Raw genomic sequence first — 19,654 nt, 5'->3', positions numbered from 1 at the left:
TGCAACGGCCGCCGCGGCATTTTTGCCTGGATGATCCTGATGACCACGCGCCCGGTGACACGGCGGAATGCCGTGCTCGGCATCACCGCGGCCGCCGCAACGCTGGCGCGGCCATCGGTCCCGCGTGCGCAATCGGCAGCACGTATCGTCGTGGTCGGCGGCGGGTTCGGCGGCGCGGCCTGCGCCCGCGCGCTGAAACGCGCGCAGGAAAACCTGCAAATCATCCTGATCGAACCGAACGCGGTCTTCACCTCCTGCCCCTTCAGCAACGAGGTGATTGCGGGCCTGCGTGAGATCGACGCGCAGCAGTTTGACTATGACAGGCTCGCCGCCGAGGGCATCACCGTGATCGGCGAGGCCGTGACCACAATCGAGCCGCAGCGGCGCAGCGTCGTGACGACCGACGGCGTCGCGCTGCCCTATGACCGCCTCGTGCTCTCCCCTGGCATCGACTTCCATTTCGAGGCCCTGCCCGGCTATGACGAAGCGGCATCCGAAAAAATGCCGCACGCCTGGAAGGCCGGTGCGCAGACGCTGCTGCTGCGCAGGCAGCTGGAGGCAATGGCGGACGGCGGCACGGTTGCCATCGCGATCCCGGCCAATCCCTCGCGCTGCCCGCCGGCACCCTACGAACGCGCCAGCCTGATCGCGCATTACCTGAAGACGAAGAAGCCGCGCTCGAAGGTGCTGGTCCTCGATGCCAAGGACAATTTTTCGCAGCAGCGGCTGTTCGAGAAGGCGTGGAAGGAGCTCTATGGCGACATGATCGAGCGCATCGCGCTGTCGCAGGGCGGTCGCGTCACCTCGGTCGATCCTTCGACAAGGACCATCATCACCGAGTTCGGCAACTACACGCCTGATGTCGCCAACGTCATCCCGCCGCAACGCGCCGGCCGCATCGCCGAGATCGCGGGCGCGGCGGATGCCACCGGCTGGTGCCCGATCGATCCCGTGACCTTCGAGTCGAAGCTCGTCCCGAATATCCATGTCATCGGCGACGCCTGCCTCGGCGGCGGCATTCCCAAATCGGCGTCGGCCGCGAGCGCACAGGGCAACGCCTGCGCCGCCGCCATCCTCAACCTGTTCGCAGGCCGCGCGCCGGAGGCACCGCGGCTGACCGGCGTCTGCTATACAACCGCCGCGCCCGGCTACGGCTTCTCGCTCGCCGGCAACTACCAGCCCAGGGGTGACATCTTTGCCGAGGTCGAGGGCGGCGCGACCAGCCCGGTCGATGCGCCGCGCGAGCTGCGCGCCCGCGAGGCCGCGGAGGCGGAACGCTGGTTTCAAACCATCACGGCGGACACCTTTGGCTAGAGCATTCCTTCATATCGCAGCGCTGATCGCCGCCGGCGTTGCCTTGGCTTGCGGCGCAAGAGCCGACGAGCTCGTGCCCTACAAGATCATCGGTGACACCATCCCGGAGCCGCTCACGGGCTCACCAGCCGATGCCGCGCGTGGACGCGCGCTGGTGGTGGCGCGCACCACGACCTGCATCCTTTGCCATTCCGGTCCGTTCCCGGAGGCGCGGTTCCAGGGTGACCTCGCGCCCGATCTCACCGGCACCGGAAACTGGTGGTCGGCTGGCCAGTTGCGGCTGCGGCTGGTCGATGCATCGCGCTACAACCCGCAGACCATCATGCCGTCCTATTATCGCAACGACGGGCTGGTCCGGGTCGGGCGCAATTTTGCCGGCAAGCCGATATTATCCGCCGCGGAGATCGAAGACATCGTGGCCTTTCTTGTAACGCTTCGGAACTAGCTTCATGCCAACCACGCGACGACAATTCCTGAGTATTGCAGGCGGCGCGACGGTCGCCGGAACGATTCCGATCGTCACGCTGCGACCGCTGGAAGCGACGCCCGCGATGCTCAGCACCGCCATCCGCAACGTCGTCGGCGAAGCCCAGATTCGCACCGGCAAGATCAAGCTCGACATTCCGCCGCTGGTCGAGAACGGCAACACCGTGCCGATGACGGTAAGCGTCGCAAGCCCGATGACCGCGAACGACTACGTCAAGAGCATCCACGTCTTCAACGAGAAGAACCCGCAGCCGAACATCGGCAATTTCTATCTCAACCCCTCCTCCGGCCGCGCCCAGGTCTCGACCCGAATCCGGCTCGCCGACACCCAGAAGGTGGTCGCAATCGCACGCCTGTCCGATGACACGTTCTGGCAGGTCGCCGCCGACATCGTCGTGACGCTGGCCGCCTGTACCGAGGAGATGAACTGATGGCCGCGCTCATCAACGTCCCGGCAAAAGCCAAACGCGGCGATGTCATCGAGATCCGCACGCTGACCTCGCACATCATGGAGACCGGCTTCCGCCACACCGCGGACGGCGCGCTGGTGCCGCGCGACATCATCACGAGCTTTACGTGCCGCTACAATGGCACCGAAGTTTTCCGCGCCGACCTGTTTCCGGCGATCGCGGCCAACCCATACCTCTCCTTCTTCACGGTCGCGAAGGAGAGCGGCAAGTTCGAATTCGAATGGATCGGCGACAACGGCTATTCGTCGACCGCATCGGCCCCGATCACGGTCGAATGATCTTTTGGCGCGCGATAGCGGCGGCAACATTGTTGGCCGCGGCCCCTGCCCTGCTCGCCGGCGAAATTCCGCCGGACGCGCGCCGCTCCGGCTATTCGTTCATGGGGCCGGACACGCGCGCGATGCAGGATGACGACACGTCCAATCCGGGCATGCTTTTCGTGCTCGACGGCGGGGCGCTCTGGGCGAAGAAGGCCGGCAGCGCCGACAAGGCCTGTGCGGACTGCCACGGCGATGCAACGACCAGCATGAAGGGCGTCGCGGCGCGCTATCCGGCCTTCGACAAGGCGCTGGCGCGCCCCGTCACCCTCGACCAGCGCATCAACCTCTGCCGCGCCAATCATCAGCAGGCGCCGGCGCTGCCCTACGAGAGCCGCGACCTCCTGGCGCTGTCCGCCTTCGTCGCCCACCAGTCCCGCGGCGTCGCGATCACGGCTGGCGATGATCCGGAGCTGAAGCCTTTCGTGGCGCAGGGCCGCGACCTCTTCATGCAGCGCGAGGGCCAGCTCAACCTCGCCTGCACCAATTGCCACGACGACAATTTCGACAAGCGTCTTGCGGGCGCGCCGATCACGCAAGGGCAGCCGACCGGCTATCCGCTCTACCGCCTGGAGTGGCAGACGCTGGGGTCGATCGAGCGAAGGTTGCGCAGTTGCATGACCGGCGTACGCGCCCAGGCCTATGATTACGGCGCGCCCGAGCTGGTCGCGCTTGAACTCTACCTGATGTCGCGGGCGCGCGGCCTGCCGATGGAGACGCCTGCCGTGCGTCCCTGAGTCCCCAGATTAGGGCTAGGCAGGCGTGGCACGGCCGTTAGTATCCCTCCCAAAGAAAATGAATCAGAGGGAGGGATTCGACGTGGCCAACCATAACATCTCGCGCCGCATGCTGTTGACGGGGACCGCCGCGGCCGGCGCGCTCAGCCTGACCGGACTACCGGCGCGCGCCGAGGTCAACTGGAAGAAATACGCCGCGACCAAGCTGGAGGTGATCCTCGCCAAGGGTCCGCGCGGCGACAACCTGCAAAAAAACATCAAGGAGTTCACCGAGCTCACCGGCATCCAGGTGGAATCCGAACAGATCCCCGAGCAGCAGCAGCGCCAGAAAGTGGTGATCGAGCTGACCTCGGGCCGGCCGAGCTTCGACGTCGTCCATCTCAGCTATCACGTGCAGAAGCGGCAGTTCGAGAAGGGCGGCTGGCTCGCCGACATGACGCCCTTCATGAAGGATCCGACGCTGACGGCGCCCGATCTCGTCGAGAGCGATTTCTCGGCCGCCGGCCTGCAATACGCCAAGAACGACAAGGGCCAGATGCTGTCGCTGCCCTGGTCGGTCGATTACTTCATCCTCTACTACAACAAGGAGTTGTTCCAGAAGAAGGGCGTCGCCGTCCCCAAGACCCTCGACGAGATGGTCGCGGCCGCCGAAAAACTGACCGACACCAAGGAAGGCACCTACGGTTTCGTCGGACGGGGCCTGCGCAACGCCAACATGACGTTGTGGACCAACTTCTTCCTCGACTATGGCGGCGAATTCCTCGACGCCAAAGGCAACATCCTCACGGACGGCCCCGAGGCGGTCGCGGCGACAAAGCTCTATCAGACGCTGCTGACGAAGGTCGCCCCGCCAGGCGTCGCCGGCTTCAACTGGATGGAGTCGATGGCCTCGTTCACGCAAGGACGTTCGGCGATGTGGATCGACGGCGTCGGCTGGGCGCCGCCGCTGGAGGACCCCGCCGCCTCGCGCGTCGTCGGCAAGGTCGGCTACACCGTCGTGCCGGCCGGACCGAAGGGGCAATATTCGGCCACCTATGGCGACGGCATTGGCATTGCCGCGGCGAGCAAGAACAAGGAAGCCGCCTATCTGCTCTGCCAGTGGGCGGTCTCGAAGCAGCAGGGCGCGCGGCTGCTGCAGGCCGGCGGCGGCGTGCCGTTCCGCAACTCGATCCTCGGCGATCCCGAGGTCCAGAACGGCGTCAAGATGCCCAAGGAGTGGCTGCAGTCGGTGATCGATTCCGCCAAGATCAGCAAGCTCGGCCTTCCCGTCGTGATCCCGGTCGCCGAATTCCGCGATCTCGTCGGCGCGGCCCTCACCTCGACACTGTCAGGCGCCGATCCCGCAACCGAGTTGAAGAAGGCCCACGATCAGTACCGGCCGATCCTGGAGCGCAGCGAAAAGGCGTGAGTACGTTGACACAATCGACTCCGGCCGCGACACAGTCTGATGCCGCGCCGGAGAAGGCGTTGCGGCCGCCGTCCTACTGGCCGTTCGTGGTGCCGGCGCTGGTCGTCGTGCTCGCGATCATCATCTTCCCGTGGGTCTTCACGATCTGGATGAGCCTGAACGAGTGGAAGGTCGGCTCACCGACCACCTTCGTCGGGTTTTCCAACTATCTGCGGCTGACGAGCGATCCCCGCTTCATCGAGGCGGTGGGCCACACCATGGTCTACACTTTGCTGTCGGTGCTGCTGCCGCTGATCCTCGGCACGTTCGCGGCCGTCGTGTTTCACCAGAAATTCGCGGGCCGCGGCTTTCTGCGCGGTATCTTCATCATGCCGATGATGGCGACCCCCGTCGCGATCGCACTGGTCTGGACCATGATGTTCCACCCGCAGCTCGGCGTGCTGAACTACCTCTTGTCGCTGGTCGGGATACCCGCACAGCTCTGGGTCTTCCACCCCGCGACCGTCATTCCCTCGCTCGTGCTGGTCGAGACCTGGCAATGGACGCCGCTGGTCATGCTGATCGTGCTCGGCGGCCTCGCCGCCATCCCGACCGAACCTTATGAAAGCGCGCAGATCGACGGCGCCAGCTTCTGGCAGGTATTCCGCTTCATCACCCTGCCGCTGATCATGCCGTTCCTGTTCATCGCCGGCATGATCCGCATGATCGACGCCGTGAAGAGTTTCGACATCATCTTCGCGATCACGCAGGGAGGACCGGGTTCGGCGTCGGAGACGATCAACATCTATCTCTACAGCGTCGCCTTCACCTATTACGACCTCGGCTACGGCTCGGCGATCGCGGTGGTGTTCTTCCTCCTCATCGTCGCCCTCGCGGCCGTGATGCTCTATGCCCGCCAGCGCATGCTGTGGACCGAAATCGCGAGCGGCGCATGAGCTCAAGTCAAGTCAACCCAAGTCGAATCAACCTACGTCAGGTCATTGGCAGGATCGGTCTGTGGCTGTCGGTGTTCGTCATCGTGTCGCCGGCGATCCTGTTCTTCCTCTGGATGGCGTCGCTATCGCTCAAGTTCGAGGTCGACAATGCCGCCTACCCGCCGGTGTTCTTCCCCGATCGCATCGCCTGGAAGAACTATGCCGACGTGCTCGCTTCCAACCGCTTCCTGACCTATTTCGTCAACAGCCTGATCGTCACCGGCGGCGCGACCACGCTTGCCCTGCTCGTCGGCGTTCCCGCCGGCTACGGCATCGCGCGCATGGCCGCGCACAAATCCGCGATCGTGATCCTGATCGCGCGCATCACGCCCGGCCTGTCCTATTTGATCCCGCTGTTCCTGCTGTTCCAATGGCTGGGATTGCTCGGAACGCTGGTGCCGCAGATCATCATCCATCTCGTCGTGACGGTGCCGATCGTGATCTGGATCATGATCGGCTATTTCGAGACCACGCCGCTGGAGCTGGAGGAAGCCGCCCTCATTGACGGCGCCACGCGCTGGCAGGTCTTTCGCCATGTCGCCCTGCCGATCGCCAAGCCCGGAATTGCGGTCGCCTTCATCCTCGCCGTGATCTTCTCCTGGAACAATTTTGTGTTCGGCATCGTGCTGGCCGGACGCGAGACGCGCACCCTGCCCGTCGCCGTCTACAACATGATCTCGTTCGACCAGTTGAGCTGGGGCCCGCTCGCCGCCGCCGCGCTGATCGTCACCCTCCCGGTGCTGCTGCTCACAGTGTTCGCCCAGCGGCAGATCGTGGCCGGGCTGACCGCGGGGGCCGTCAAGGGCGGGTAGCTGCGCCAATCTCAATCCTCTGGGGAGCGCACTCTTGCGCGCTTCCCGCGCCACGAGCACGCGCTCTACTTGGAGTTGACGCAAGGTTTTCGCGTATGTATGCTACATACCGTAGCACTACGATGCGTGATGGAAGTCGCGCCTGCGTACGAGACGCCACATGTCAGCTCGCCCTCTGATTCCGCGCCGAAAACTGTTTGGCAATCCGACCTACGTCGGCGCCAAGTTGTCACCAGATGGGCAATGGCTGTCCTGGCTCGCCCCTGTCGATGACGTTCTGAACGTCTGGGTTTCTCCGGTCGACAGCATTGCGGCGGGCCGGCCCGTGACACGCACCACGGGCCGACCAATCAACTGGCAGAGTTGGAGCCCGGACGGCCGCTACATCATGTTTCTCAACGACGAGAACGGCGATGAGAATCTGCGCCTGTTCGTCGTCGATCCCCGCAGTTCAGAGCTCCGGGATCTCACGCCCTTTGCCAATGTCCGAGCGATGCCGACGCACTGGTCGCACATGGTTCCTGACAAGATTGCAGTCAGCCTCAACGATCGCGACCCGCGCTGGCACGATGTCTACGTGCTCGACCTCGCAACCGGCGAACGCAGCCTGGTTTGGGAAAATCGCCAGGAGTTCCATTACGTCGGGCTCGACTGGCAGTTGAAGCCGCGCTACGCGCACAGCAACGCGCCTGACGGAGGCACACGGCTCTGGCGTATTGACGACGGCGAGGTCACGCATTGGCGCGATACCTCATACGAGGCCTACATCAGCACCCGGCCCTGGAATTTCGACGCGGAGGGCAACTACCTCCATATGACTTCGAGCGTCACGCACGACAAGTCGGCCCTGCTAAGCATCAACTGGTCGACGGGTGACGAACGTGTCTTGTTCGCAAGCGACCGCGCCGATGTGACGGGAGCCATATTCAACACCCGGACACTCGAACCCGAAGCGGTCTGCATCGATCCCGGTCGGCAGGAATGGACGGCTTTGACGCCTGCGATTGCGGCCGAGCTTGATCTGATCAAGGCGCGACTACGCGACCACGCGTTTTATGTTGAGAGCCAAAGCGACGATGGCCGCCGATGGATCGTGGCGAGCCACGCGCCGGATCAACCCATCACATATCATCTCCTTGACCGCGACAAGCAGACCATCACCGAGCTGTTTTCGGCGCGCCCCGAGCTGAAGCCCTACCGCCTCGCTTCGATGCAGGAAGTGCAAGGCAAATCGCGCGACGGCCTGCCCCTCGTCTCGTACCTCACGCTGCCCGCCGACATCGATGGCGATCGCCCGCCTCGGCCGCTGCCGATGGTCCTCATCGTCCACGGCGGTCCGTGGGGACGGGATATCTACGGCTATCGCAGGGATCACCAATGGCTGGCCGATCGCGGCTACGCCGTGCTTTCGGTCAACTATCGGGGATCGACGGGCTTCGGCAAGGCGTTTGTCGCGGCGAGCGAGAAAGAGCATGCGCGAAAGATGCACGACGATCTCATCGACATGGTCGATTGGGCGATCGCCGAAGGCATCGCGCAAAAGGACAAAGTCGCGATTTTCGGCCTGTCCTACGGCGGCCTGGCCTCGTTCGTCGGCGCAACCTTCACGCCGGACGTCTTCTGCTGTTCCGTGCCGGTCGTCGGCATCTCCAACCTGCAAACCCTGCTGGAGTCGATGCCACCCTATTGGGCCGGCTTTGCGGAATTCATGTATCGCAGCTACGGCGATCCCCGCACCGAGGAAGGCCGCAAGCTGCTCGCCGAACGTTCACCGATCAACAAGGTCGACAACATCAAGAAGCCCATGCTGATCTTTCATGGCGCCAACGACGTTCGCTGCAAGATCGCGGAAAGCGACACCATCGCAGCGGCTATGCAGGCGAAAGGCATTCCCGTGACCTACATCGTCTATCCCGATGAGGGACACGGATTCCAGAGGCCGCCGAACCAGCTCTCTCATCTCGCGATTGCCGAGGCGTTCTTTGCACGGCATCTGGGTGGCGCCTGCGAGCCCGTTGGCGACGATTTCCGGGGATCCAGTCACGAGGTTCGTGCCGGGGCCGATATCCTGTCCGATCTGGGCGTCGCCTGAAAAAACACAGCCGGGCGACATGGTGTCACCCGGCGGCGACCAATACTGGCCGAGACCTACTCCGCCGGCAGCGCGTGCATCTCCGGATGGGCGGCGTAGCGCTCGGTGGCGCCGAGCTTGCTGGCGGAAAACAATCCCGCCGCCATCACCGCGTAGGCGAACGCCACCGCGGGCGTGACGCCGAAGCCGCCGCCGATACCGACGGCTTCGCCATGCATGAAGCCGAAGTAAGTGAGCACCGCACCGACCAGCGCGAAGGCCGAGGCCTTCTCGAAGTCGCGCTCGATGATGAAGACGCCGATTGCACCGAGGATGAGGCCGCCGAGGATGGAGCCGCCGCCCATCACCTCCAGGCCGTGATAGAATACGCCCTGCTGCGGCAGTGCTGCGATCGCCGCGGCCTTGACCGCGTCGGCCTTGTCGGCGGCGAGACCGCCGACAGAGGTCGCCGCCATCATGGTCGAGCCGAGCATCGTGTCGATCTGGAGCTTGGCCCAGGCGGCAAGATGCGGCGTCAGCGCCAGCACGATCGCGGGCGCGTGCTTGGCCGGCGTGGTCTGGAACGCCTGCGCGCCGATCAACATGCCGATATAGAGCAGGATCGGCGAGATCGCGACGACAGGCACGAGTGCCAGCAGCACCGAGATGATGCCGAACCAGGCCAGCACCACCACCATGATGCCGGTCGCAGCCGAATAGCCGATGCGGCCGCCCATCGCCTTCCAGCCGGGATGGCCGATATAGACGGCGTTGATGAAGGGGTTGCCCATCAGGCAGCCGATCAGGCTGACAACGCCGTCGGCGGTGAGTACCCGCGTGGTCGGATATTCGTCGCCGGCCGCTTCCGCGCTCTCGACATTGTCCATGGCCTCGACGAGGTCGTAGATGCCGAACGGAATAGCGGTAACCAGAATGATGCCGAGGAACTCGAAGCCGGAGAAGACGTAGCCCAACGCCGGGATCGGCACCGAGAAGCCGAAGTTCGCGAAAGCGTCGCCGACGCCCTTGACGCTCAGCCCACCGAGGCCGAGCCCGAACAGGTTCGAGCCCCAGGCGATGACCATGCCGACCGCGATGGCGACGAGCCCCGCGGGAATGCCGCGCCAATATTTCACGCCGCCGAACCAGCTCACCAGGATGATGGCGAAGCAGACCAGACCAATCTGCGGCGTCATGTACATCTCCAACGCCGGACGCATCGAGATGAAGGTGACGGAGACGCCGGCGAGCGTGCCGAGCAGCGCCGCGCGCGGCGTGATCTTGCGGATGAACGGTGCGATGAAGCCGCCAATCATCAGGATAAAGCTCTGGAAGAACACCCAGACGAGGCCGGCCGACCAGCCCTTGAGCGGGGCACCGGTCTTGATCGTGATCGGCAGCATGATCACGAAGGTGACGATGAACATGTGCGGTACGCTGACGCCCGAGGGCAGTGCGCAGACGTCGTTGCGGCCCGACTTCTGCGCCAGCCGATAGGCGAGATACGCGTAGTAGAAGGTGGAGAGACACATCATCAGCCCGAGCGCGGGCAGGATGCGGCCGAACACGAGACTATCAGGCATCTTCAAAACGAAGCGCAGCAGACCCGTGAGCACCAGCATGTTAACGAGGATGTTGGTGCCGAAGCCGAAGAACGCGTTCCAGTCGCCCGATGTCCATAGTACCGGCTTGAACTCGGACTTGCTCAGATCAGATTTGCCGGCCGTCCCCGTCAATGTGCTCATGATGCTACCCCTATGTGGTCGAAGTCTTCATTGCCTCCAAGACTGCGGCTGAGTCCGCGACCCAGCCGAAGATGCCGCCCTGGGCCTTGATCATCTTCAGGCCCATCTCGTGAAATTCCGGGAAGTAGGATGCGCAGCCGTCGGAGATGACGACGCAGCGATAGCCGCGGTCATTGGCCTCGCGCACGGTGGTGTTGACGCACACTTCCGTCGTGACGCCGCAGACGAGCAAGTTCTCGATGCCGTATTTCTCCAGCACATCCGTGAGCTCGGTGGCGTAGAACGCGCCTTTGCCGGGCTTGTCGATCACCACTTCGCTGTCGAGCGGATAGAGCTCGGGAATGATGTCGTGGCCGGCCTCGCCGCGAATGAGAATGCGCCCCATCGGGCCGGGATCGCCAATGCGCAAGGACGGTGCGCCGCGCTCGACTTTCGCCGGCGGCGCGTCGGACAGATCGGGCAGATGCCCCTCGCGCGTGTGGATCACCAGCATGCCGGTGTCACGCGCCGCCTTCAGCACCGCGCCGATCGGCTTCACCGCGCGCGCGAGCTGGCTGACATCGTTGCCAAGCGTTTCGCCGAAGCCGCCCGGCTCCATGAAATCCCGCTGCATGTCGATGATGAGAAGCGCGGTGGCAGGCCAGTCGAGCCTGATCGGCTCGGGCTCGGCGCTGATGACGCCCGGTGTCGGCTTGGTCGAGTTCAACATGACTCAAGGCCCCCGCGAGAACTCTCTTTGCCAGGAGTTCTGCAAACGCCGTGCCATTGTGTACAATAGCGGTGGGGCACAGGCCGCGAGAGAATTTGCTGCGCACTCAGAAGGTTACGTCAGCGGCTGACGGCTGCTTATTCCCTGTGCGACGGCTTTACGACGTGCATCTGCTTAAAGGATGAGCGGGCGGCGACGGACTCACTCGCCGTCATTCCGGGGCGACGCGAAGCGTCGAGCCCGGAATCCATCGGGCCGCAATGTGTGAGGCGAAATGGATTCCGGGTTCGCGCTGCTCGCGCCCCGGAATGACGAGCGGAGACTACCGCCCCGCGCCGTACAGCTGCCGATACTCCATCTCATACGGCGCATACGAATCCTTCAGCGTCGCCATGTTGAGCAGCATGGTGGCCACCACCGCGCCCGTCTTGCCGAACACGCGCGTCTTCATCCAGGCGCTCTCGGTGCGGCGGCTGCCGGAGAGCGCGACAACCTCACGCTCGATTTCGTACGCCTCATCGACGAAGAGCGGCCCCTTGATCAGCCTGATCTCCTGATCCGCGAACAGGCCGACCGCCGGCCCCCTAGCCGGCAGCGGATCGTCCTTGGAGCGGTACTGGAACAACACGCTCAGCATCTCCATCGGGATGATCGCTCTGCCCCAAGGATTGTCGGCGCCGGAATAATACGGCGAGTTCTCGGTGATGACGGCGAGCTTCTGCCTCAGGGAGAATGGATAGAGGTCGCCCATGTTCTGATCGAGCGCCATCCGCACCGTCTGCCGTTTGCTGGTCTGGGCGACCTTCACATCGCGCAGGATCACGGGATCGGCGAGCGGCTTGAGCTCGCCCAGGCGTGCCTCGAGCGCGGTTGCCGCGTGCGGTTCGCCGACCGAGGCCGTGCCGCGCAGCACCTCGGTGCCGTCGCGCTTGACCATCTGGATCTGGCACTGGCTCGTGCCGGGCAGCGGCTTCGACAGGATCGCCTGCACCTCCTCGCCTTCGAAGCAGGCGTTGCGGTAATGCGCGGACAGGCAACCGCTCTCGAACCAGGCCTGCCCCCACAGCCGCGCGCCGAGCGGGGCGAACTGGCTGAAATGCGTCGGGCCTTCGATGGTGCCGCCCTTGAAGCCGAGCTTTTGCGCCGTGGCATCGTCGTGGATCGAGGCATGCGCGTCGTAGACTTGCGCGTGCAGCATCTGGCGCGGCTGGCGCCACGGCCCGATCAGCGCCTCGGCCGTCTCTGTAATCTCGGTGTCGAATGCGTTTGCAGCCATGGTGTCCTCCACAGGCAGCCATGACTAGCAGGAGCGCCACGGATGCGGCTAGCCGTATTGACTTCGCCGGCCCATGCTCTTGACTGTCACAATTCGCGTCGCGCCGCCGCTATCCCTCCCGCAGCGCAAACCCCCACGCCGAACGAGAGACGAGGACTCCTGAAATGACGCTGATGCAGGTCGAGCTGGACGACAAATACCGGCTCGAATCGAAGCGGATCTTCCTGTCCGGCACGCAGGCACTGGTTCGGTTGCCCATGTTGCAGCGCGAACGCGACCGGCTTCAGGGGCTCAACACCGGCGGTTTCATCTCGGGTTATCGCGGTTCCCCACTCGGCATGTACGACCACGCGCTGTGGCGCGCGAAGTCGCACCTCCAGCAGCACGACATCGCCTTCGTCCCCGGCCTGAACGAGGACCTGGCGGCGACCGCCGTCTGGGGCAGCCAGCAGGTCGGCCTGTTTCCCGGCGCAAAGGTCGATGGCGTGTTCGGCATCTGGTACGGCAAGGGCCCCGGCGTCGACCGCTCGGTCGACGCGCTCAAACATGCGAATGCGGCCGGCACCTCGCTCAATGGCGGCGTGCTCGCGCTTGCCGGCGACGACCATGGGTGCCAGTCCTCGACGCTGGCGCATCAGAGCGAACAGGTGTTCGCGGCGGCGCTGATCCCCGTGATCAATCCGGCAACGCTCCAGGACTATCTCGACCTCGGCCTCTACGGCTTCGCGCTGTCGCGCTTCTCCGGCTGCTGGGTCGGCTTCAAGGCGATCAGCGAGACCGTGGAGAGCTCGGCTTCGATCTATAGCGATCCCGCGCGCATCCAGATCAAGCTTCCCGATGATTTCGAGATGCCGCCCGGTGGCCTCAACATCCGCTGGCCCGATCCGCCACTGGACGCCGAGAGGCGCCTGTTCGGCCCGAAGATGGCCGCGGTACAGGCCTTCGCCCGCGCCAACCAGCTCGACCGCATCGTGCTCGATTCCAAGCCGGCACGGCTCGGCATTCTCGCGACCGGCAAGGCCTATCTCGATCTGCGCCAGGCGCTGGCCGATTTGGGCATCACCGACAAGGACGCCCAGGATCTCGGCCTTCGCATCTACAAGGTCGCACTGACCTGGCCGCTGGAGGAAAGCGGCGCCAAGCGTTTCGCGGAAGGCCTTCAGGATGTGCTCGTGGTCGAGGAGAAGCGCGGCTTCATCGAAGACCAGCTGATGCGCATCCTCTACAATATCGATGCCTCGAGGCGGCCGACCGTCACGGGCAAGCGTGACGAGCGCGGCGCGCCGCTGCTGCCGAGCGAAGGCGAGCTGACGCCGACCATCGTCGCGGGCGCGCTGGTGGCACGCTTGCGCAAGCTCGGGCATCACAGCCCGGTGCTGGAGCAACGCCTCGCCCGGCTCGAGGCCTTCGACAGTCCCGTCACATCAAGCACGCAGATCAAGCTCGCGCGCACACCGTTCTTCTGCTCGGGCTGCCCGCACAACTCCTCGACGCGCGTGCCCGAGGGCAGCCGCGCCATGGCCGGCATCGGCTGCCACGGCATGGCCTTGAGCATGCCGACCCGCCGCACCGATCTGATCTCGCATATGGGTGCCGAGGGCGTGAACTGGATCGGCCAGTCGCCCTTCACCACCGAGAAGCACATTTTTCAGAATCTCGGCGACGGCACCTACACCCATTCCGGCCTGCTTGCGTTGCGCGCAGCCTCTGCCGCGGGCATCAACATCACCTACAAGATCCTCTACAACGACGCGGTCGCGATGACCGGCGGCCAGCCGGCCGAAGGTGCCTTCAACGTCGCGCAGATTGCGCACCAGGTCTGGGCCGAGGGCGTGAAGCGCCTGGCCATCGTCTCCGATGATCCCAGCAAGTACCCTGAGGGCAATTACTTCCCGCAGGGCGCGACCATCCATCACCGCCGCGAGCTCGACGCCGTGCAGCGCGAGCTGCGCGACATCGGGGGTCTCACGGTCGTCATCTACGACCAGACCTGCGCCGCCGAAAAGCGCCGCCGCCGCAAGCGCGGGCTCTATCCCGATCCGGCCAAGCGCGCCTTCATCAACGAGCTGGTCTGCGAAGGCTGCGGCGACTGCTCGCAGGCCTCCAACTGCGTCTCGGTGCAGCCGCTGGAGACGGAGTTCGGCCGCAAGCGCCAGATCGACCAGTCGAACTGCAACAAGGACTTTTCCTGCGTCGAAGGTTTTTGCCCGAGCTTTGTCACCGTGCATGGCGGCAGCCTGAAGCGGATGAAGACGTCGGCGGTCGATTCCGGACAGTTGTTCGCCGACCTGCCGCTGCCTCCTGTCCGCGAGCTTGAGGCGCCGTACAACATCCTCGTCACCGGCATCGGCGGCACCGGCGTCATCACCATCGGCGCGCTGCTCGGCATGGCCGCCCATGTCGACGGCCGCGGCTGCTCGGCACTGGACTTCACCGGCCTGTCGCAGAAGAACGGCGCGGTGATGAGCCATGTCCGCATCGCACGGAGGCCGGAGGATATTTCTGCCGTCCGCATCACCACCGGCGGCGCCGACGTCATCCTCGGCTGCGACATGATCGTCTCGGCAGGTCCCTCCGCACTCAGCCGCGCCGAGCGCGGCGTGACCAAGGCCTACATCAACGCCGACCTGCAGCCGACCGCGAGCTTCGTGCAAAACCCGGATCTCGACTTCGAGATAGGCACGATGCAGACCGTGCTGCGTGACGCCGTCGGCGACACGAACCTCGACATCATCGACGCGACAGGCATTGCCTCGGCCCTAATGGGCGACTCGATCGCGACAAATCCCTTCATGCTCGGCTTCGCCTTCCAGAAGGGCGCGATCCCGCTGTCGCTGGAGGCCCTGCTCCGCGCCATCGAGATCAACGGCGCGGCGATCGAGATGAACAAGCTTGCCTTCACCTGGGGACGGCTGGCCGCTCACGACATGTCGCGCGTCCGCAGCGTACTGCAGTTCAAGAGCCGGGCATCCGCGCCGACGAAGTCGCTCGACGACGTCATTGCGACCCGCGCCGAATTCCTGACCGGCTATCAGGACAAGGCCTACGCCGACCGCTACCGCACGGCCGTCGCCAAGGTGCGCAAGGCGGAAATGGCCGCTTCGCCCGCGTCCACGGAGCTCACCGAGGCGGTCGCCAAGAACCTGTTCAAGCTGATGGCCTACAAGGACGAATACGAGGTTGCACGGCTCTACACCGACGGCAGCTTTGCCAAGAAGGTGTCGGAGAAGTTCGACGGCGACTTCACGCTGAAATACCACCTCGCCCCGCCGATCTTCGCGCAGCGCGACAAGACGACCGGCCATCTCCAGAAGAAGGAGTTCGGCGGCTGGATGATCCACGCCTTCCGCCTGCTCGCCAAGCTGAAGTTCCTGCGGGGCGGCGCGTTCGACCCGTTCGGCCGCACCGAGGAGCGCCGGACCGAGCGGAAGCTAGTCGCGGATTATGTCGGCATGATCGATCAGCGGATGTCCGGGCTGAAGGCGGAGCAGATCCCGCTGCTGGCGCGGCTGGCCCGCGTGCCCGAGACGATCCGCGGCTTCGGCCACGTCAAGGAAGCCAACATCAAGGTCGCGGCGGCCGAGACTGCGCGGCTGGAGGCGGAGCTGGAGAACAGCCGCTTTGCGGCGGCGGCGGAGTAGCGGTTAGCGCCGAAGCTCTCTCCGCGTCATTGCGAGGAGCAAAGCGACGAAGCAATCCAGAAACCCTCTGCGGAGACAGCCTGGATTGCTTCGCTTCGCTCGCAATAACGGAGATTGTGGACGAGCTCGCCACACACTCAGCGTCATCGCCCGGCTTGACCGGGCGATCCAGTACTCCGAGGCGGCTGTGATTGAACGGATGGGCCGCGGCGTACTGGATGCCCCGCTTGCCGCCTACGCTAAAGCTTCGGCGCCCCTGGACCTCAACCCCGGCGAAGCCTTGGCGTAGCCGGGTCGCGGGGAATGACAGCGGTGGAGATGGCTAGACGGGAGTCCCTGCAACCGCAGACGTCGCCGTCACAACACTCCCCTCCGCCAAATGCCTTCCCGCGATATACCCGAACGTCAGCGCCGGCCCGAGCGTGATCCCCGGCCCAGGATAGTTGCCGTTCATGATCGAGCCCATGTCGTTGCCGCAGGCGTAGAGACCCGCAACCGGCGTGCCGTCCTCACGCAGCACGCGCGCCTGGGCATCCACCTTCATGCCGATGGCCGTGCCGAGATCGGCCGGATGGATGCGCATCGCGAAGAACGGCGCGCGGAGAATCGGCGCGACGCAAGGATTGGGCTTGTGCGTGGCATCGCCGAGGTGACGCTGATAGATGGTGTTGCCGCGACCGAATTCGGGATCGCGGCCCTCCCCAGCATCAACGTTGTAACTTGCGATCGTCGCCGTGAGCACGGACGGATTGACGCCGATCTTCGCCGCGAGCTGCGCGATGTCAGGAGCCTTGAGCAACTCGCCGCTCGCCACATGGCGCCGGAGGTTGAGCGTAAACGGCTTGATGCGGCCGAGGCCATAGCTCCACAGGAACTGACGGTCGCAGACGAGATAAAACGGCCGATCCGGCTCGCCATTGCAGTCGCGCAACATCGCCAGCACGAACTCATGGTGGCACAGCGCCTCGTTGGCGAAGCGACGGCCGGCCGCGTTGATGGCGATCACGCCGGGCTTGGCGCGGTCGGTCACCGTATGCGGGAAGACACCGCGGCTGCCATCGGCGCGACGGAACAGCGAGGCCGGCACCCAATAAGCCGGACACGTCGCCTCCGTGTTGAGCGCGGCACCGGCCGTGGTCGCAAGCCGGAGCCCGTCGCCAGTGCCAGCGGTGCTGGCCGCAGAGACGAAACCAGCCGCGACCGGGAAGAAGCGTTTGCGCAACACGGCGTCGTGCGAAAAGCCGCCGGTCGCGACCACCACGCCGCGACGCGCGGCGATCAGGCGGTCGCGAGAGCCGTGGCGGATGACAACGCCGCTGGCACGATCGCTCTGCATCGACAGGCCCTCGACATCGGCGCAGAAGAGAATCTCGACCTGCCGCGCCAGCAGCGAGGCATAGAGCCGCGCCGCGAGCGCGTTGCCGAGATGCAGCGTCGTGCCGCGCCGATTGCGCAGCCGCTGCAACGCATATTCGGAAACCAGCCGCGCCGCGCGCAGGGTCGAACGCAACGATTTTCCGGCCCGGCGCAGATGCGGGATGTCGAGGCGATTGACCATCATCCCGCCGAACAGCGTGAGCTCCGGCAGCGGCGCGCGCAGCCGTGCGAACGGCGCGCCGAGCCGGGCGCCGTCGAACGCGACCGGCTCCAGCACGCGCCCGCCTGATGTCGCGCCCAACCGCTCCGGATAACAGTCCGGACAGGCTTTCACCGGCTGGAGGCGCACTTCCGTGTTGGCTTCGAGATAGGCGACCGCCTCCGGCCCGCGCGCGAGGAAGGCAGCGCGCAAGCCGGCATTGGCAGGCTCCGGCACCGTGCTCGACAGATACCGGACCGCGTCCGTGATGCTGTCGGACAGCCCGACGTCCTTCATCTTGGGATTGGCGGGGATCCAGACCATGCCGTCGCACCAGGCGGTGGTGCCGCCGACGTACGCCGTCTTCTCGATCACCAGCACGCGCAGGCCTTCAGCGGCGGCAACGGCCGCGGCCGTCATGCCACCGGCACCGGCGCCGACGACGATGACATCGTAGGTCTCATGCGCCGGCATCATGCGGCAAGGGTCCGGGAACGAGGCATGACACCGTCATACCTCGCCCGGAGGCACCAACGCTAGCGCGCCGGCTTGCGTTCGATCGGGTCGATATCGATCGCCCGCAGGCGGCCGAGCCGCAGCACGTCCATGGCGAGCCGCCGGCCGATCCGGTCGCGGTCGAGCACGCGGATCAGATCGTCGACGCCGTTGATATCGACACCATCGAGCTTGATGACGACGTCGCCGGGCAACAGGCCCGCCTTCGCCGCCGGTCCGTCCGGCTCGATCTGCATCAAGAGCGCGCCCATCTTGTTGTCGACGCCGGCCAGTACCGCGTGCCGCCGCGGGACCGGTGCAGTCTGCCCGGCGACGCCGATAAAGGCGCGGCGGACATAGCCGTGGCGGATGATCTCCGACAACACGAACTGCGCGGTGTTGCTGGCGACCGCGAAACAGATGCCTTGCGCGCCGTTGATGATGGCCGTGTTGATGCCGATCACCTCGGCATTCGACGACACCAGCGGACCGCCGGAATTGCCGGGGTTGAGCGCAGCATCGGTCTGGATCACGTCCTCGATGGTGCGCCCGCTCACCGAGCGGATCGAGCGCCCCAGCGCCGAGACCACGCCGGCGGTCACGGTCGATTCGAAGCCGAGCGGATTGCCGATCGCGATCACGAGCTGGCCGCGACGCAGGGTCTTGGAGTTGCCGAGCGCGGCATAGGGCAAGTCGCGCACGCCGTTGGCGCGGAGCAGCGCCAGATCGGTGTCGGGATCGACGCCGAGTACGCGGGCCTCACCGACGTTACCCTCGACGTCCCGCAGCCGGATCTCCCTGGAGGAACCGACCACGTGGCTGTTGGTGAGCACGAGCCCGTCCGGCGAGATCACGATGCCGGAGCCGAGCCCGCCGCGCTCGCGGCCGTTCGGCACCTTTGGCCCGGTCTCGACGCGCACGACGGCGGGACCGACACGGTCGGTCACGTCGATCACGGCGTTGGAATAGGCGTCCAGCAGGGCCCGGTCATCGACCGGGGCAGACGCTGTCGCTCGCGATGACGCGGCGTCATCGACGATGTCTGAGGTAAAATCCAGCATGGCAAGAGTCCTTGAGGCTCACACAAATGGTGGCCTGTTCCTGCCAGCGCAAGGGACCCGCCTGGGGCGCAAGGCTGGGCTGTCAGGGCTTGACCTACCAAGGTGGCTAGGGCGCGCGCCGCAGCGTGCCCACCCTCGCCTTGACCGGGTCGAGCAGCGACCAGTCGCCGTCCGGGAGCACGTACCCCTTGGGGAACGGCGCGCGCAGCTCCAGCCCAAGCGAGCGCAACACCTGGTCGTCGCGGTAGTAGCATTGCAGGACGACGCGGACGAGCGTTGCGGCGGCCGCGCCGCCGGAGCTGCGGAACTCCTGAGCCACCGCATCGCGCCTGGCGGCATCGAGCTCTGCGAGCGGCTGGCCGGCGAGCCGGGCCAGATGGTCCAGCGCCGCCGCCACCAATTTGGCGTCGCGGCCCAGCGTCTTCAGAATATCGGTCTGGATCGCGGGGGCGTCGGCGCCGGGCACCTTGTACTCGTCGCTGGCGGGCACGATCATCGCAGCAATCGTGCGGAGATCGTTGCATTGGGCGCGGGTGAGTTGATTGTCAGCGGACATGACGGC

Annotated in this window: 16 protein-coding genes; 10 read left to right on the top strand and 6 right to left on the bottom strand. The window is 65.3% G+C overall.

All coding sequences use genetic code 11. The annotated features are described in order from the left end of the window. Positions 1 to 30: 30 nt before the first annotated feature. From IVB46_RS33710 to IVB46_RS33670, 9 genes are all read left to right on the top strand, one after another. Entirely contained in the window at positions 31 to 1,314 is a 1,284-nt protein-coding gene (locus tag IVB46_RS33710; RefSeq protein WP_247307639.1) for an NAD(P)/FAD-dependent oxidoreductase, read from the top strand. Further along, positions 1,307 to 1,759, top strand: coding sequence for a sulfur oxidation c-type cytochrome SoxX (gene soxX, locus IVB46_RS33705; protein ID WP_208073423.1), 453 nt, complete (start codon positions 1,307 to 1,309; stop codon positions 1,757 to 1,759). Before IVB46_RS33710 ends, soxX begins: the two co-directional genes overlap by 8 nt. A gap of 4 nt (positions 1,760 to 1,763) precedes the next feature. Further along, a complete protein-coding gene (locus IVB46_RS33700; RefSeq protein ID WP_247307636.1) occupies positions 1,764 to 2,231 on the top strand; it encodes a SoxY-related AACIE arm protein in 468 nt (155 codons plus the stop codon). Continuing rightward, on the top strand, positions 2,231 to 2,548 hold the full coding sequence (gene soxZ, locus IVB46_RS33695; RefSeq protein ID WP_247307633.1) for a thiosulfate oxidation carrier complex protein SoxZ: 318 nt from the start codon (positions 2,231 to 2,233) through the stop codon (positions 2,546 to 2,548). Before IVB46_RS33700 ends, soxZ begins: the two co-directional genes overlap by 1 nt. After that, positions 2,545 to 3,324 (top strand): sulfur oxidation c-type cytochrome SoxA, encoded by a 780-nt coding sequence (gene soxA / locus IVB46_RS33690; RefSeq protein WP_028156969.1) that lies wholly within the window; start codon positions 2,545 to 2,547, stop codon positions 3,322 to 3,324. Before soxZ ends, soxA begins: the two co-directional genes overlap by 4 nt. 58 nt (positions 3,325 to 3,382) lie before the next feature. Beyond that, a complete protein-coding gene (locus tag IVB46_RS33685; protein WP_247344495.1) occupies positions 3,383 to 4,732 on the top strand; it encodes a sugar ABC transporter substrate-binding protein in 1,350 nt (449 codons plus the stop codon). Then, on the top strand, positions 4,729 to 5,667 hold the full coding sequence (locus tag IVB46_RS33680; protein ID WP_247307627.1) for a sugar ABC transporter permease: 939 nt from the start codon (positions 4,729 to 4,731) through the stop codon (positions 5,665 to 5,667). The genes IVB46_RS33685 and IVB46_RS33680 overlap by 4 nt, the downstream gene beginning before the upstream one ends. 26 nt (positions 5,668 to 5,693) lie before the next feature. Further along, positions 5,694 to 6,518: a carbohydrate ABC transporter permease gene (locus tag IVB46_RS33675; protein ID WP_085404559.1), complete on the top strand. Its 825-nt coding sequence runs from the start codon at positions 5,694 to 5,696 to the stop codon at positions 6,516 to 6,518. Between the two features lie 160 nt (positions 6,519 to 6,678). Further along, positions 6,679 to 8,610 carry a S9 family peptidase gene (locus IVB46_RS33670; protein ID WP_247307625.1) on the top strand — a complete coding sequence of 644 codons (1,932 nt, stop codon included), beginning with the start codon at positions 6,679 to 6,681 and terminating at the stop codon, positions 8,608 to 8,610. Positions 8,611 to 8,666: 56 nt separating this feature from the next. Here the strand turns inward: IVB46_RS33670 and IVB46_RS33665 are convergent, their stop codons facing one another. From IVB46_RS33665 to IVB46_RS33655, 3 genes are all read right to left on the bottom strand, one after another. Further along, positions 8,667 to 10,334 (bottom strand): regulator, encoded by a 1,668-nt coding sequence (locus IVB46_RS33665; RefSeq protein ID WP_247344492.1) that lies wholly within the window; start codon positions 10,332 to 10,334, stop codon positions 8,667 to 8,669. 10 nt (positions 10,335 to 10,344) lie between these two features. Further along, the gene (locus IVB46_RS33660) at positions 10,345 to 11,043 is read right to left on the bottom strand and encodes an isochorismatase family cysteine hydrolase (protein WP_247307623.1); all 699 of its coding nucleotides are present in this window, start codon (positions 11,041 to 11,043) and stop codon (positions 10,345 to 10,347) included. A 322-nt stretch (positions 11,044 to 11,365) separates the two neighbouring features. Next, entirely contained in the window at positions 11,366 to 12,319 is a 954-nt protein-coding gene (locus IVB46_RS33655; RefSeq protein ID WP_247307620.1) for a hypothetical protein, read from the bottom strand. A gap of 164 nt (positions 12,320 to 12,483) precedes the next feature. Here IVB46_RS33655 and IVB46_RS33650 point away from each other — a divergent pair, with 164 nt between their 5' ends. Next, positions 12,484 to 15,960 carry an indolepyruvate ferredoxin oxidoreductase family protein gene (locus IVB46_RS33650; protein ID WP_247307617.1) on the top strand — a complete coding sequence of 1,159 codons (3,477 nt, stop codon included), beginning with the start codon at positions 12,484 to 12,486 and terminating at the stop codon, positions 15,958 to 15,960. A gap of 322 nt (positions 15,961 to 16,282) precedes the next feature. Here IVB46_RS33650 and IVB46_RS33645 read toward each other — a convergent pair whose 3' ends face one another. From IVB46_RS33645 to IVB46_RS33635, 3 genes are all read right to left on the bottom strand, one after another. After that, positions 16,283 to 18,013, bottom strand: a complete 1,731-nt coding sequence (locus IVB46_RS33645) for an FAD-dependent oxidoreductase (RefSeq protein ID WP_247307614.1) — start codon at positions 18,011 to 18,013, stop codon at positions 16,283 to 16,285. A gap of 59 nt (positions 18,014 to 18,072) precedes the next feature. Further along, positions 18,073 to 19,092 carry a trypsin-like peptidase domain-containing protein gene (locus IVB46_RS33640; protein WP_071916003.1) on the bottom strand — a complete coding sequence of 340 codons (1,020 nt, stop codon included), beginning with the start codon at positions 19,090 to 19,092 and terminating at the stop codon, positions 18,073 to 18,075. A 106-nt stretch (positions 19,093 to 19,198) separates the two neighbouring features. Further along, the gene (locus IVB46_RS33635) at positions 19,199 to 19,648 is read right to left on the bottom strand and encodes a hypothetical protein (RefSeq protein WP_247307612.1); all 450 of its coding nucleotides are present in this window, start codon (positions 19,646 to 19,648) and stop codon (positions 19,199 to 19,201) included. Positions 19,649 to 19,654: the final 6 nt, after the last annotated feature.

Source organism: Bradyrhizobium sp. 61, from assembly GCF_023073075.1.
GTDB lineage: Bacteria > Pseudomonadota > Alphaproteobacteria > Rhizobiales > Xanthobacteraceae > Bradyrhizobium > Bradyrhizobium barranii.
The sequence above is the reverse complement of the archived record's forward strand: the minus strand, read 5'-3'. Positions and strand labels throughout refer to the sequence as shown.